11 protein-coding genes and 1 pseudogene are annotated in these 14,827 nt (G+C 36.0%); 5 read left to right on the top strand and 7 right to left on the bottom strand.

Going from position 1 to position 14,827, the window contains the following annotated elements; translation table 11 throughout:
- Positions 1-125: 125 nt before the first annotated feature.
- Positions 126-1,760, top strand: coding sequence for an ABC-F family ATP-binding cassette domain-containing protein (locus EKM02_RS09070; RefSeq protein ID WP_126454381.1), 1,635 nt, complete (start codon positions 126-128; stop codon positions 1,758-1,760).
- 56 nt (positions 1,761-1,816) lie between these two features.
- Here EKM02_RS09070 and EKM02_RS09065 read toward each other — a convergent pair whose 3' ends face one another.
- Both EKM02_RS09065 and EKM02_RS09060 read right to left on the bottom strand, forming a co-directional pair.
- Entirely contained in the window at positions 1,817-2,101 is a 285-nt protein-coding gene (locus EKM02_RS09065) for a GNAT family N-acetyltransferase (RefSeq protein ID WP_126454468.1), read from the bottom strand.
- A gap of 29 nt (positions 2,102-2,130) precedes the next feature.
- Entirely contained in the window at positions 2,131-2,847 is a 717-nt protein-coding gene (locus tag EKM02_RS09060; RefSeq protein WP_126454379.1) for a pirin family protein, read from the bottom strand.
- Between the two features lie 240 nt (positions 2,848-3,087).
- On the opposite strand from EKM02_RS09060, the gene EKM02_RS09055 reads away from it, so the two are divergent.
- Both EKM02_RS09055 and EKM02_RS09050 read left to right on the top strand, forming a co-directional pair.
- On the top strand, positions 3,088-3,780 hold the full coding sequence (locus EKM02_RS09055) for an alpha/beta hydrolase (RefSeq protein ID WP_126454377.1): 693 nt from the start codon (positions 3,088-3,090) through the stop codon (positions 3,778-3,780).
- Positions 3,781-3,799: 19 nt separating this feature from the next.
- A complete protein-coding gene (locus tag EKM02_RS09050; RefSeq protein WP_126454375.1) occupies positions 3,800-4,693 on the top strand; it encodes a lytic transglycosylase domain-containing protein in 894 nt (297 codons plus the stop codon).
- A 284-nt stretch (positions 4,694-4,977) separates the two neighbouring features.
- Here the strand turns inward: EKM02_RS09050 and EKM02_RS09045 are convergent, their stop codons facing one another.
- Positions 4,978-5,493, bottom strand: a complete 516-nt coding sequence (locus tag EKM02_RS09045; protein ID WP_126454373.1) for a DUF2892 domain-containing protein — start codon at positions 5,491-5,493, stop codon at positions 4,978-4,980.
- A gap of 164 nt (positions 5,494-5,657) precedes the next feature.
- Between EKM02_RS09045 and rpmH the strand changes: the two genes are divergently transcribed.
- Together rpmH and carB are read left to right on the top strand one after the other, a co-directional pair.
- Positions 5,658-5,819 (top strand): 50S ribosomal protein L34, encoded by a 162-nt coding sequence (rpmH, locus tag EKM02_RS09040; RefSeq protein WP_007136275.1) that lies wholly within the window; start codon positions 5,658-5,660, stop codon positions 5,817-5,819.
- 157 nt (positions 5,820-5,976) lie between these two features.
- Positions 5,977-8,829 carry a carbamoyl-phosphate synthase large subunit gene (gene carB / locus EKM02_RS09035; RefSeq protein WP_126454371.1) on the top strand — a complete coding sequence of 951 codons (2,853 nt, stop codon included), beginning with the start codon at positions 5,977-5,979 and terminating at the stop codon, positions 8,827-8,829.
- A 226-nt stretch (positions 8,830-9,055) separates the two neighbouring features.
- Here carB and EKM02_RS09030 read toward each other — a convergent pair whose 3' ends face one another.
- The 4 genes and pseudogenes from EKM02_RS09030 to EKM02_RS15015 all read right to left on the bottom strand — a co-directional run.
- Entirely contained in the window at positions 9,056-11,491 is a 2,436-nt protein-coding gene (locus EKM02_RS09030) for a zinc-dependent metalloprotease (RefSeq protein WP_199878475.1), read from the bottom strand.
- Between the two features lie 219 nt (positions 11,492-11,710).
- Positions 11,711-13,246, bottom strand: a complete 1,536-nt coding sequence (locus EKM02_RS09025) for a M20/M25/M40 family metallo-hydrolase (RefSeq protein ID WP_126454369.1) — start codon at positions 13,244-13,246, stop codon at positions 11,711-11,713.
- Between the two features lie 367 nt (positions 13,247-13,613).
- On the bottom strand, positions 13,614-13,832 hold the full coding sequence (locus EKM02_RS15020) for a GDCCVxC domain-containing (seleno)protein (protein WP_233592292.1): 219 nt from the start codon (positions 13,830-13,832) through the stop codon (positions 13,614-13,616).
- A 51-nt stretch (positions 13,833-13,883) separates the two neighbouring features.
- Positions 13,884-14,228, bottom strand: a pseudogene (locus EKM02_RS15015) (MerC domain-containing protein); the annotation flags it as partial.
- Positions 14,229-14,827 lie beyond the last annotated feature (599 nt).

Here is a 14,827-nt window from a genome sequence, read left to right as displayed (position 1 = left end):
TCTGCAAGCTTTTATTTTATAGTAAACAAAGTACTTAATTAATCTATCTTTGCACTTTTAAAAAATCGTTTAATTGATTTAACCGATTAACCGATTAACCGAATTACCAAATCAACAAATAAACAATGATTACAGTTAACGATATTTCCGTACAATTTGGTGGAACGACACTTTTTAGTGATGTTTCTTTTGCCATAAATGAAAATGATAAAATTGCCCTAATGGGTAAAAATGGAGCAGGAAAATCGACACTGCTTAAAATTATTGCGGGTCAAAGCAAGCCGTCAACCGGGAATATTTCAGCGCCAAAAGATGCCGTAGTGGCGTATTTGCCTCAGCATTTATTGACTACAGATGGCGCAACAGTGATGGAAGAAACTTCGAAAGCTTTTGGGGAGGTTTTCGGGATGAAAGCCGAAATTGATGCAATCAACGAGCAATTGACAGTTCGTACCGATTATGAAAGTGACGCATATATGAAGTTAATCGAGCGCGTTTCAGACCTGAGCGAGAAATTTTATGCTATTGAAGAAGTAAATTATGAGGCCGAAGTGGAGAAAATCCTGCTTGGTCTGGGATTTGTTCGCGAAGATTTTGTCCGACAAACTACGGAATTTTCCGGAGGTTGGAGAATGCGAATTGAACTTGCCAAAATCCTTTTGCAAAAACCAGATTTAATTTTGCTGGATGAGCCTACCAATCACATGGATATTGAAAGTATTCAATGGTTAGAGGATTTCTTGATTAATTCCGCCAAAGCGGTTGTGGTTATTTCGCACGATAAAGCTTTTGTCGATAATATTACGAATCGCACCATCGAAGTTACAATGGGACGTATTTATGATTATAAAGCCAAGTATTCACATTATTTAGAACTCAGAAAAGACAGACGTGTGCATCAGCAAAAAGCGTATGACGAGCAACAGCGCATGATTGCGGATAACAGGACTTTTATTGATCGTTTTAAAGGAACTTTTTCTAAAACGGATGCTGTACAGTCCCGTGTAAAAATGTTAGAGAAACTCGTTATCGTTCAGGTAGATGAGGTAGATACTTCTGCTTTGAAACTAAAATTTCCACCAGCTGCTCGCTCCGGTCAATATCCCGTAATTGTAAAAGATTTATCAAAAGCGTATGGAGAGCATGTGGTTTTTTCGAATGCAAATATGGTGATCGAAAGAGGCGAAAAAGTGGCTTTTGTAGGGAAAAATGGAGAAGGAAAATCGACGATGATCAAAGCCATTATGAAACAAATCGAAATCAATGGTGGTAGTTTAGAAATTGGCCATAACGCCCAAATTGGTTATTTTGCTCAAAATCAAGCCTCTTTATTAAATGAAAATGCGACTATTTTTGAAACCATCGATGACATTGCCGTGGGGGATGTCCGAACTAAAATCAAAGATATTTTGGGGGCTTTTATGTTTCAGGGCGATGATGTAACCAAAAAAGTGAAAGTGCTTTCCGGAGGAGAGAAAACCCGTTTGGCAATGATTAAATTATTATTGGAACCGGTGAATTTATTGATTCTGGATGAGCCATCGAATCATTTGGACATGAAAACCAAAGACATCATCAAAGAGGCTTTGCGCGATTTTGATGGTACATTGATTATCGTTTCTCACGATAGGGATTTCTTAGACGGATTAGCCACTAAGGTTTTTGAGTTTGGAAACAAAAGAGTAGTGGAACATTTTGAGGATATTGCGGGTTTCCTAGCGCACAAAAAAATGGACAGTATGCGAGAGATAGAGAAGTAATCGCTTGAAAATCTCCATAAAAAAGAGGCTGTATTCAAGAATATAGCCTCTTTTTTTTAGAGTCTGATTCCCGGAGGAAGCAACTCTTTGTAAATAGGGTTCTTTTTAAAAAAAACAACTATTTTTGGAAGGATAGGAACAACTTTAAATTTTCGTTCTATTGCAATTTCCATGATGTTTTTTAGAAATTTAGAAATGAATTCCTCATCTTCAAAGGATTCCGGTACATTTATTTTTGTCAAAAATATTTTTTTCTCCTGAAACGAATATTCAACAGTAACTAATCCTTCGTCGACCATAGTTTCAAATTGTCTTGCAAAAGTGTTGTCTTTGATTTCCATAGTGATTGCTGCCTCCATAATAATTAACGCTAATTCATTGGTACCTCTACCAAAAGTATTTTTGATTTGGTAATAATCTTGATTTCAAATGCCTCAAAATCGGTTATTCCCATGGCATCTCTTGCCTTCAAAACATGGTTGTTAACTTCTATTTCGCCTTCGATTAAAAATAAGTACACACCGTTATTAGGAATTCGAACCTGATAGGTCGAACAAGTATTGCTGTCAAAAATTCCTAAATGAAAAAAGGTTTTCTGGTAAACCCAAAGTGCATTACCATCATTCATATCATTTGGCGAAACAATATTTACAAAGGTATTGATTTGATTCTCAATATCAAATGATTTTTGGTCGTATCTTGGTGTAACTTCTTCTTTGTCAGGAAAGACCCAAAGCTGTAGCGTTTTGGCTTCGTCGATGTGGCTTGCGTTCATTTCAGAATGTTCTACTCCAGTCCCGGCACTCATTACCTGAACTTCTCCAAAACCAATGACACCGATGTTTCCCATGCTGTCACGATGTTTCAAGCCGCCTTCAAGAGGAATGGTGATAATTTCCATGTTGGCATGACCGTGAGTCCCAAAACCCATTCCGCCCTTGATGATATCATCATTTAAAACACGTAACATTCCAAATTGCAAACGTTCCGGATTGAAATAATTTCCAAAAGAAAAAGAAAAATTGGCTTTTAGCCAGCCAAAATCAGCTTTGCCCCTAGTGTTTGATTCAAATAGTTGTGTAGTCATAAATTATTAATAATATAAGATGATAAGTAATAAGCATGGTATAATGTCATATTTTAAAATCAGGATAAAATTATGTAACAATCTGATTTAAAGCTATTTTGCTTAAAGTTGATTCTTTTGACTTTACGACTTTTAAACTTTCGACTTACTTAGTTACAGCAGGTTCCAATAAAAAAATTAGTTTTATACAAAATTCGCTATAAAAAAGGGGAATGTTGTTATAAAATCGTTAAAACAATTATGAGTAAAATTCCAGTTTATTTAATGCCAGGATTAGCGGCAAGTACCGCTATTTTTGAACGAATTGCACTTCCGGAAGATCGTTTTGAGATCCATTTATTAGAGTGGGAGATTCCGTTGGACAATGAAGCGCTGATGGATTATGCCAATAGGATAGCTAAGAAAATCAAGCATAAAAATCCCGTTTTGATAGGCGTTTCATTTGGAGGTATTTTGGTTCAGGAAATCGCCAGATGTATAGCTGTCTCAAAAGTGATTATCATTTCGAGTGTCAAAAGTAATTTAGAATTTCCACGCCGATTAAAAATTGCTAAAACAACGAAGGCTTATAAGCTGATTCCTATGAGTTTGATTTTAAATCTGGAAAACCTAGCTAAATTTTCGTTTGGAGAAAAAGTGAATCAAAGATTAAAATTGTATAAAAAATTCCTTTCGGTTCGGGATATTCGCTATTTGAATTGGGCAGTAGAGCAGGTTGTTCTTTGGAACAGAACAGTTGCAGACCCAGACGTGATTCATATTCATGGAGACGCAGATGATGTGTTTCCTATAAAATATATTAAGAATTGTATCGTTGTAAAAGGAGGAACACATATTATGATTTTGAATAAATACAAATGGTTGAATGAAAATTTGCCTTCCATTATATTGGAAACCAAAAAAGAAGCAAACGCACTTTCGCAACTACTCTAAAGGCATAAAAAAAGAAAAGATGAAAGTAATGAATAAAGTGATTCTGGTGCTTACCGTAGTTTTTGCGAGTGGGATATTAGTTTTTGCCACTACAAATCCGGACGTTGAAAAAGTGTTAAAAAGAGAATCGACATCTTTTTTTCCTGAAAAACTGAATTTTTCAGGGGAAGCAACTCCGTTGAAAATAGCAGATGTCAAGGAACGATTTGACCGCGAATTACAGGTGAATGTCAATTTACATTCTTCTACAATTTTGGCAATAAAAAGAGCCAGTCGTGCTTTTTTAGTAATTGAGCCTATTCTAAAAAAGAACGGTATTCCGGATGATTTCAAATATTTGGCCGTTATTGAGAGCGGATTAGTGAATGTAGTTTCTCCGGCAGGGGCAAGGGGAATCTGGCAATTTATGCCGGAAACGGCCAAAGAACGCGGCATGGAAGTCAATGAAAATGTGGATGAGCGTTACGATCTTGAGAAATCAACCCAGGCAGCGTGCAGTTATTTTTTGAGTGCCAAAGGTAAATTTGGCAGTTGGACTTTGGCAGCAGCCTCGTATAATGGTGGAATGACAGGAGTAAACAAACAAATTGAGATTCAAAAAGTATCGAATTATTATGATTTGTTGCTTACCGAAGAAACATCCCGCTATGTTTTCAGAATTTTAGCCTTGAAAGAAATTATGGAAAATCCAGAAAAATACAATTTTAGGATTGCTCCCGAAGAATTATACGTAACGCTGCCCACTCGGAAAATAGAAATTGACAGTTCGATTGCAGATTTAGCTGATTTTGCAAAAAGCCAAGGTATTAACTATAAGATTTTGAAAATTCATAATCCTTGGCTTAGAGAAACAAAATTAATAAATGATACCGGTAAGAAATACCAAATCGATATTCCGTTAAAAGGATATTAACTAATTTTTTTGAACCATATAAGGCATTTAAGAAAATAGGAATGTCCTCAAAGTGTGCCAAGCATTTTTTTGCCACAGATTTCAAAGATTTGTATAGATTTTATTTTGTATTTAAGAAATCAGTTGAATCTTTTTAATCTGTGGCTAATTTTATCAATTTAGTATTAATAACGGATATTGATATAAGAAAATATGAAGCAGTTTTATTCCAAAAATTAGGATATATACCAAAGAAAAAGGGTCAAATGATACACATTTGACCCTTTTTTCGATAATTATAAAAACTATATTTTCTTCATTTGTTGTTTCATCATAGTAATCTGCTCTTTCAGCATATTCTGTTTGTCTAATTTTTTGGCTTCGTTCAATAGCGTAGTGGCTTCAAGTTTACGACGACGTGTCATGGCAACTCCGGCCAGATTCAATTTGGCTACAGCCAAGTCCATGTCCATTGATAATCCGAGTTCAATGGCTTTCTTAAAATATTTCTCCGCTTGATTGATATTCGTTTGCGAAAGCATAATTCCGTGTAAATAGTTAAAATAGCCCTGTTGTTTTTGTATCAAAGCCGTTTCCGGATTTTTGATGTACGCCAACCATTTTTTGGCACCTTCAAAATCTTGTTTTCGTAGTTTTAAGAAGGCTAATAGGATGAATTCGTTTTTGAAGTACAAGAAAATGGGAATTCCGGATAGCAATACAAGGAAAATCCCATTTCCGATATTGCCTTCTGTAAATTGCCAAATGCCAGTAGCTATGATAAGTCCGGCGATAATAAGTTTAATATTTCTGTGAAACATAGTGTGTTTAATTTAAGATCACAAATATAGTAAAATGAATTGAAAATATTTTTACAAAACTACTTGTGAGAAAAAAAAGTCTTTGTATATTTGCACTCGGTTTTAGAATAACAGTTATTCAAAAATAGGAAGACATATAAATAAGATTTTAAAGATACAAAGCAATGAGCAAAAGAACGTTTCAACCATCGAAAAGAAAAAGAAGAAATAAGCACGGATTTATGGACAGAATGGCTTCTGCTAATGGAAGAAAAGTTCTTGCGCGTAGAAGAGCTAAAGGAAGACATAAATTGACTGTTTCTTGCGAACCAAGACACAAAAAATAATGTTTGTATAAACATAAATAAGGCGTTACTTTTTTTAGTATCGCCTTTTTTTATACCTATTCGTTAAAAAATGTTTAAGATTTACAGTTTAAAGATTTGAGTTCAGTAATTTTAATCTTTTCAAAACAACAACTACACAACACCATAATTACACACAATGCCAAAAGATACATCCATAAAATCAGTTTTAATAATAGGTTCAGGTCCTATTGTTATTGGTCAAGCATGCGAATTTGATTATGCGGGATCGCAATCTGCACGTTCTATTCGTGAAGAAGGAATCGAAGTTATTTTGATCAACTCGAATCCGGCAACAATCATGACCGATCCTTCAATGGCGGATCATATTTATTTATTGCCCTTGACGACAAAATCGATTATTCAAATTTTAAAAGAACATCCTCAGATTGATGCAGTCCTACCTACAATGGGAGGGCAAACGGCTTTAAATCTCTGTTTAGAAGCCGATGAAAAAGGGATTTGGCAGGATTTTGGCGTGAAATTAATTGGCGTGGATGTTAACGCTATTAACATTACTGAAGACAGAGAACAGTTCAAACAACTGCTTAAGAAAATCGGTGTGCCATCTGCTCCGGCAGAAATATGTACTTCTTATCTGAGAGGAAAAGAAATTGCTCAGGAATTTGGTTTTCCATTAGTAATTCGTCCTTCGTTTACTTTAGGTGGAACAGGAGCGGCTATTGTTTATAAAAAAGAAGATTTTAATGAACTTCTAACCCGAGGTTTAGAAGCATCTCCTATTCATGAAGTCTTAATTGACAAGGCTTTGATGGGTTGGAAAGAATATGAATTAGAGCTTTTGAGAGATAAAAATGATAATGTTGTAATTATTTGCTCGATCGAAAATATGGATCCAATGGGAATCCACACCGGTGATTCCATCACTGTGGCGCCAGCAATGACATTATCTGATTCGACATTTCAAAGAATGCGTGATTATGCAATCTTGATGATGAGAAGCATCGGAAACTTTGCCGGAGGTTGTAACGTGCAGTTTGCCGTTTCGCCGGACGATAAGGAAGACATCGTAGCGATTGAAATCAATCCTCGTGTGTCTCGTTCCTCTGCTTTGGCATCAAAAGCAACGGGATATCCTATTGCAAAAATCGCTTCCAAACTAGCTTTGGGGTACAACTTAGATGAACTGCAAAATCAAATTACCAAATCGACTTCGGCATTATTCGAACCAACTTTGGATTATGTGATTGTAAAAATTCCACGTTGGAACTTTGATAAATTCGAAGGTGCTGACAGAACGTTAGGACTTCAAATGAAATCTGTTGGGGAAGTAATGGGAATTGGACGTTCGTTCCAAGAAGCATTGCACAAAGCGACTCAATCTTTGGAAATTAAAAGAAATGGTCTGGGTGCTGACGGAAAAGGATATACTAACTACGAACAGATTATCGAGAAACTAACTTTTGCGAGTTGGGATCGTGTTTTTGTGATTTATGATGCTATCGCGATGGGAATTCCATTGAGTCGCATCCATGAAATCACTAAAATCGATATGTGGTTCCTGAAACAATACGAAGAGCTTTATACGTTGGAGAAAGAAGTCTCTACTTATAAAGTGGATTCTTTACCCAGAGAATTGCTATTAGAAGCCAAACAAAAAGGTTTCGCCGACAGACAAATTGCTCACATGGTAGGTTGCCTGGAAAGCCAGGTACATACGCTGCGAACTACAATGAACATCAATCGTGTATTCAAATTGGTGGATACGTGTGCGGCGGAATTCAAAGCAAAAACGCCTTATTATTACTCGACTTTTGAAGCCGAAATTGAAAAAGCAGACGGAACACGTTACGTTGACAATGAAAGTATTGTTACCGATAAAAAGAAAATAATCGTTCTTGGGTCAGGCCCAAATAGAATTGGACAAGGAATCGAATTTGATTATTCTTGTGTGCATGGTGTGTTAGCGGCTAAAGAATGTGGCTACGAAACGATTATGATCAACTGTAATCCGGAAACAGTTTCGACGGATTTTGATACGGCTGATAAATTGTATTTTGAACCGGTTTTCTGGGAACATATTTACGATATTATCCAACACGAGAAACCAGAAGGCGTTATCGTGCAGTTAGGTGGACAAACGGCCTTGAAATTAGCCGAAAAATTGTCTAAATATGGCATTAAAATTATAGGAACGAGCTTTGATGCATTGGATCTAGCCGAAGACAGAGGTCGTTTCTCAGAATTGTTGACCGATTTAAAAATTCCTTTTCCACAATTTGGAATCGCTGAAACAGCGGATGAAGCTTCAGCTTTGGCGGATACTTTAGATTTTCCATTATTGATTCGTCCTTCGTATGTGTTGGGTGGTCAAGGAATGAAAATTGTAATCAACAAACAAGAACTGGAAGAGCACGTTATCAATTTATTGAAAACGATTCCAGGAAATAAATTGCTTTTAGACCATTATTTAGATGGCGCTATAGAAGCAGAGGCGGATGCGATTTGCGATGGTGAAAATGTGTACATCATAGGAATTATGGAGCACATCGAACCTTGCGGAGTGCACTCTGGAGATAGTAACGCGACTTTGCCACCGTTTAACTTAGGTGAATTTGTAATGCAACAAATAAAAGACCATACCAAGAATATTGCGTTGGCTTTGAGAACCGTTGGTTTAATCAACATTCAGTTTGCAATCAAAGATGATATCGTTTACATCATTGAAGCAAATCCTAGAGCGTCTCGTACGGTGCCGTTTATTGCAAAAGCATATGGAGAACCGTATGTGAACTATGCAACCAAAGTAATGTTAGGGCATAATAAAGTAACCGACTTTACTTTTAACCCACAGTTGAAAGGATACGCGATCAAGCAACCGGTTTTCTCTTTCAGCAAGTTCCATAATGTGAACAAAGCATTAGGACCAGAAATGAAATCAACAGGAGAAAGCATCTTGTTTATTGATGATTTGAAAGACGATCAATTCTACGAATTATACTCTAGAAGAAAAATGTATTTGAGTAAGTAGAAAATTGAATTTATTATATGTAAAAAGCCCCGTATGGGGCTTTTTTTGTATACATCATTACTTTAAAACAGAATCACGATAGCAATCTCAATGACTTTAACTCAATTGTTTAAATAACTACACTTCGACTTTGCTTCCTGCTGAATCGAAACTTTGGTTTGCCTTCATCCTAAGAAGTGTTAAGAACAAATGGTACCCAACAAGGTTAGTGGTCATGAATTACATTCTAATTTTCATTCGTACCGCATCCTATAGGAGCTCCTGGAGGTGCTGTTTGATGCAAAGTCGCTTTTGCTTTTTCGGGTGATTTAATCCGCTCTAGTGTTAGAAGTAAATATCCTTTTTGAGTATTGTTCTTAGTTTTTTTAAGTTGGGCTGTCACCTTCGTTTTGAGGTCGTCTATTGCTTTTAATAGTCCAGCTTTTGTGGCAAAGGAGGCACTATCATTCACGGAAACCGCAAGCAAATAGGTCAACAGCATTTGTTCGTTTTGTTGTTGTACCAATCCTTCTAATCCTACTGATTTTTGGCCGTTCCAAAGTTTAGTAGTAAGGACTTGAATCATATCATCAATTCCAAGACCGCCATTTTCTGCTTGATATTCTACTAACCGGTTGAGTCGACTGGTATTGAATAAAAAAGAAAGTGGAATATCAGCGGCGGCCTCAGCAGCGGCTAATGGATCAAAAGCTAGACCGGTTTTGCGGTTAAATAGTTCTCGATCATAGTCATAATTAGCTGGACGAGGCGGAATTAATTTTATGATACGTTCTGGCAGTGCTAGTACTTTTGGATCCATACAATCCACAACAGCATTTAAAGCATTAAGTTGCTCTTCCTTAGTTACTGATTTAGTCACCATTTGCCCATCACCCTTTATGGCATAAGAATAATATTGTCCACCTATCACTTTAGTAGCAGCCTCAACTTGATAGCGGTGAAAAAGATAGACCGGTACTAATACATCTTCCAGCATAGCCATCGGAGTGCCTTTGCGAATGTTGTTTTCTCCAAATTTAGACAGTGCTTTTGCTCGAATTTGCATGACCCTTTTTAGTTCAGTCACAGGATCATTTCCAGTATCCCACAAGTTAGCATTGGGATGTAGTCCGCCAGCATCGCGAGCATCTCGATCGGATATAAAGGTGAGTCCTTTTTTAGTGGCATCAGTTAATAGATTGTCTAATGCAACTGCTTCATCGGTTCCATTAGGGAATTGTTTATACCCATATTGAATACTGACTTTGTCCCAATCTCCAATTTCATTGGTGTACGCATTAGAGAGATCTATTTCGTCATTACTGTTTAGGGTAGCCATAGGCGGTGGATAATCCATAACACTGGATCTATTTTGTGAACTTGAAATATAGTTATGCATTAGTCCTAGCGTATGTCCAACTTCGTGAACAGCCAATTGTTTTAAGCGTTGCAGGGCCATTTGTAACATTTTATTATCAGCGGGTAAATCGCCATTTTCAAAAGGTGCAAGCAATCCCTGCGCAATAAGATAGTCTTGGCGAACACGTAAGGAACCTAAGCTAACATTTCCCTTTAGAATTTCACCAGTTCTGGGATCAGCAATGGAGTAGCCATAACTCCAGCCTCTGGTAGAACGGTGGACCCAGTTAATCACATTGTAACGAAGATCCATTGGATCAGCACCTTCTGGTAAAATTTTTATCTGAAAAGCATTTATAAATCCAGCCGATTCAAAAGCTTGATTCCACCAGCTAGCACCCTCTAATAAAGCACCACGTATAGGTTCTGGAATGCCATTGTCTAAGTAGTAAATTATGGGTTTAACGGCTTCACTTCGGTCAGCCAAAGGATCTTTTTTCTCTAGTCGATGCCTATTAATAAAGTTTTTTTGAATAGGCTCTGAAATGGGAGTGCTGTAATCAAAATAAGAATTAGTATTGTAAGGGGAGCGCGCATCATAGGTACGAGTTTTAAAATTACTGTCAGGCAACTCAACAAACGAATGATGAATCCGTAGGCTAATGGCTTCACTAGCAGGTGTTACTGCATTGACATAAGCACCAGATTTCCCGCTGTTATTAACAAAGGTCATCGTAGTTTCAAATTCAGAATTCATGGGAAAGTTTTTTGTGCGATCTAAGTATAAGGCACTGCGTGTTTCGTCGAGCGCGTAGGTGCCTTGGCTATTTGTTTGTAGAATAGCGCTAATTTTTAAAGCATCACGCATGAAAAAAGAGGTGGCATCTACTAAAACGCTTCCGCTAGTTTCGGCAGCAACTGTAAATCCCCATAATATTGATTGTGCAAAGGATTGTTCAACAGCTCTCTTTTCGGCGGCATCATTCGTTATTGCTCGATAGGAATAGTTGGGTTGAATCATTAAAATTTTGTTTCCAACCCGACTAAATTTCACAATAGACGTTGCGCCCAATTTGCCTCGGTCGAGTCCAATATCATTTGATCCCAAACCAGCTGGAATAGCGGTTTGATACAAGAATTCCTCGTCAAATTTATCAATTTGCAGCCATATTTTACCCGTAGTTTCATCCCAATAAAAAGGTTTGTAGCCATTGTAAACTTTCATTGTTTTTGTTTTTTCGGCTATGGATACTGTTTGTGCCTTTGCGTAAAAGGGAATAAAAAAGAGTAGCAATAAAGAGCGAAGTACATATAATTTAATCATAATTTTTTTTTATTGTTCAATACCGTTTTTGTATAAGTGCTTGAAAATCATTTTTATAAATGAATATAGCTTGTCGTAATTTAAATTCTTTGGTTAGTTTTTTCATATTGGGTTTTTTGATAAAATAAAATTATCTTTAAGATAAGACTTTGGTTGGAATTAGGATTTAAAACAATTTTTACTATATTTTTTTAAAATAATGGTAACATACCGTTAGACCTATTTCATCAGCATTAACGATCCCATAGTTTCTATACCATCAAACAAATTTTGAAGTCGAATGTTTTCATTTTCTCCATGCTGGTTGTTGTCATGATTCGCTATTGGAACGGAAATGGTGTTTGTTTTTAGATATTTTTCAAATAAATATAACGGTAGACTTCCTCCCATAGTTGGTTGCAGTACAACTTGGTCTTTTGTTGTGGCTTCAACTGCAGAAATCACCTTTTTGACAATTGCTAAGTCCATGGAGGTGCGTTGCGCATTTATTCCATTTTTATCGCGAATAACTTTTATAATTTTTGGGTACAAATTTCTTTCTTGATCTGTAGGTTCGTTGCTTGTGACGAAGTAGCCTTGTTTTATTATATGATCAATTACTTTTTGTTGTTGTCTTTCCCAGTCGTTCCCTAATACTAACCTCAGGTCTATAACAGCGGTAGCAGTAGTTGGAATTTGATTTGAGGCCATTTTGCCTACGTTACCACTTTGCATACCATTTATGTTTAAAGAGGGCAGGTTGATCGATTCGCTTAATGTTTTATCTCGCATTTCAGCACTATTTATACCAAGTTCAGTTTTCATCTGTTCGTCAACAGAAGGAACTGTCAATAATGCTTTATTCTCTGATGGTGTTAATGGTATTACATCATCATAAAACCCCTTTATCGTCACGCGACCATTGTTATCTTTCATTGATGCTAATAGCTGTGCTAGCATCATCGCTGGGTTTGGAGCCCAATTACCATAATGTCCGCTATGTAATGGTCTTTTTGAGGCATATACCGTAAAGTAAAGGTTTGTATCTCCTCTAACACCAAAATAAATTTGCTTTTTCCCAGACTGATGTACCGGTCCGTCGCATATTATCCATAAATCGGATTGTAAAAGGGCTTCGTTCTCTTGTAGGATTTCATCTAGGTGTGTTGAGCCCTTTTCCTCTTCTCCTTCAAAAAAGAATTTAAGATTGTAACTCGGTTTTAAGCCGCTTTTATTGATGGCGTCGTAAGCATTTATAATAGCATCAACTCCTGCTTTGTCATCGGAAGCACTTCTGGCATATATTCTCCATTCGTTATTGTATTTTCCATCTAAAGGGAAAGGAATGTTACTGCCGTTTTTATCAATAGCTGCCGTATATAACTTTGGGATAAAAGGACTCAGATTTTGATTCCATTGTTCAGGATTTACAGGTTGGCCGTCGTAATGGGCATAGAAAATCAAAGTTGTCTTTGCACCCGGTATAAGAACTTCACCGTAAACGGCTGGCGGAATATTTTTAGTTTTTCCATGTAATAACTGCACATTTTTGATACCTTTTCGATTCATCATTGACATGATGAAATCAGCATTTTTACGAAGGCTTAATGGCTCTGATGCTACGTTAGGGATACTTAAAAATTCTGAGAATTCAGTAATAATTTCGTTTGCGTTCTTTTGTGTGTATTTTTTTATTTTTAAACTTTCTACTGATTGTGCGTTAACTAGTTGTATAGTCAAAATCAAGAGTGGAATAATTAGATTAAGCTTTGTCATATAAAATAGGATTAGTTAAGTATTCAGAATATTAATTTTGCGGGCGGCTGTTACCAAATATATATAAATTTTTCCTGCTTTTGGGTTCCTATAACCAGGATAGGCGGATTTGTAATCCGTGCTCGTAAATAATATCAAAATAATTCTAATAAAACCACTTCTAATTCACTCTCTAAACTGGCATAATTTCTTGCTGAATCATTCTCCTTAGGGGCTCGGATTGCAAATCCGTCCGAAGGGTCGGGATTCTCCCGTAATAAGGGGATGGGATGGACTGTATAAAACGAGTTTTATTGTTAGTGCCACGCCACGCCACATAACTCTAACTGTTGAAAGAAGGACTAATTTATTTCATTTATTCTTGTTTTTAGCAACATCTTGTTCCAACTTGAATTGGTGGACATTTCACACTTCCGTAACTACAATATACGCAACAATCTCCTTCTAATGGTCGCAATATTGTTTTACAATTTTCACACTCGTAGAAAAATTCACAAGCATTTGTCGGCATCATTTCGTCTTTTTTGTATCCACATTTCGGACAAATGATTGTCGATTTCAATTCAACAGTTTTTCCTTCATATATTCCACAAGTTTTACAATTTCCGTATATTTTATTTTGATAATAATTTCCAATTGTTGCGATAAAAAGTCCAAACATTCCTGCATAAATTAAATAAGTTGAATTTTCAGATTTACTCAAATAATATCCGGAAAATATAATTATTCCGCTCGAAATTGCAATTAATAATGGATAGAAGTATTTATGTTTTCGATACGAAATATATATTCCGATAATTGAAATCAAAACCATTATTTGAAAAATCCACATTGTCCAACCTCCGAATAATTCTAAACTTCCAAGCCCAAGTGCTGATGCTCCAAATGCAAAAAGAGGAAAACAACAAGGTGAGAAAATTGCAGTTAGAAAAAGTCCAAATGTTCCAAGTTTGTCAATATTATTTATAAGTTTAAATTTCATTTTTTTTATTTTCTTTTTTTGACTTTTCTTTCGGTTTCTCTTTCGCGCAAGTCTTAGTGCCAAGGTCAGTTGTTTTTCCGATGGGTCTGGATAAAAACCTCCAAGCGAACTGTATTTTTGTAGTCACTGAGTGAATATAAGTAAGTCTAAAGTTTAAAAGTCGTAAAGTCAAAAGAATTAACTTTAAGTAAAACAGCTTTAAATCAGATTTTCACATGATTTTATCCTAATTTTAAAATACGACATTATACCATAGTTATTACTTATGTGATTTAAACTACAATAAAAATTTTTTTTTAAAACGGACTGTTTATTCATGAAATAAAATAAGTCACACTAAGTATTAAATGACAACGATCAGCCCATTCTATATTATTTCAACAAACATCTTATGTTGTTGTAGCTTTATACTTTGTAGCGATTTTTTGTTATTTGCTTAATGTTGTGGGCACAGTTTACAAAACTGCGCTAACTACTGTGGCATATCAGCGCTATCGGGTTTCTTGCCAAATTATTAAACATGATAGCGCATTCTATGATAAAAAACAAGTGATGTTTTAAAAATTAACAGGCAAATTTATATGTGTTTATGTATGGAG

Origin of the sequence: Flavobacterium sp. RSP49, assembly GCF_003968735.1 — a bacterium.
In the GTDB taxonomy this organism is placed as follows: Bacteria; Bacteroidota; Bacteroidia; order Flavobacteriales; family Flavobacteriaceae; genus Flavobacterium.
Note: the sequence above shows the minus strand (reverse complement) of the source record. Positions and strands in the feature narration are given on the sequence as shown.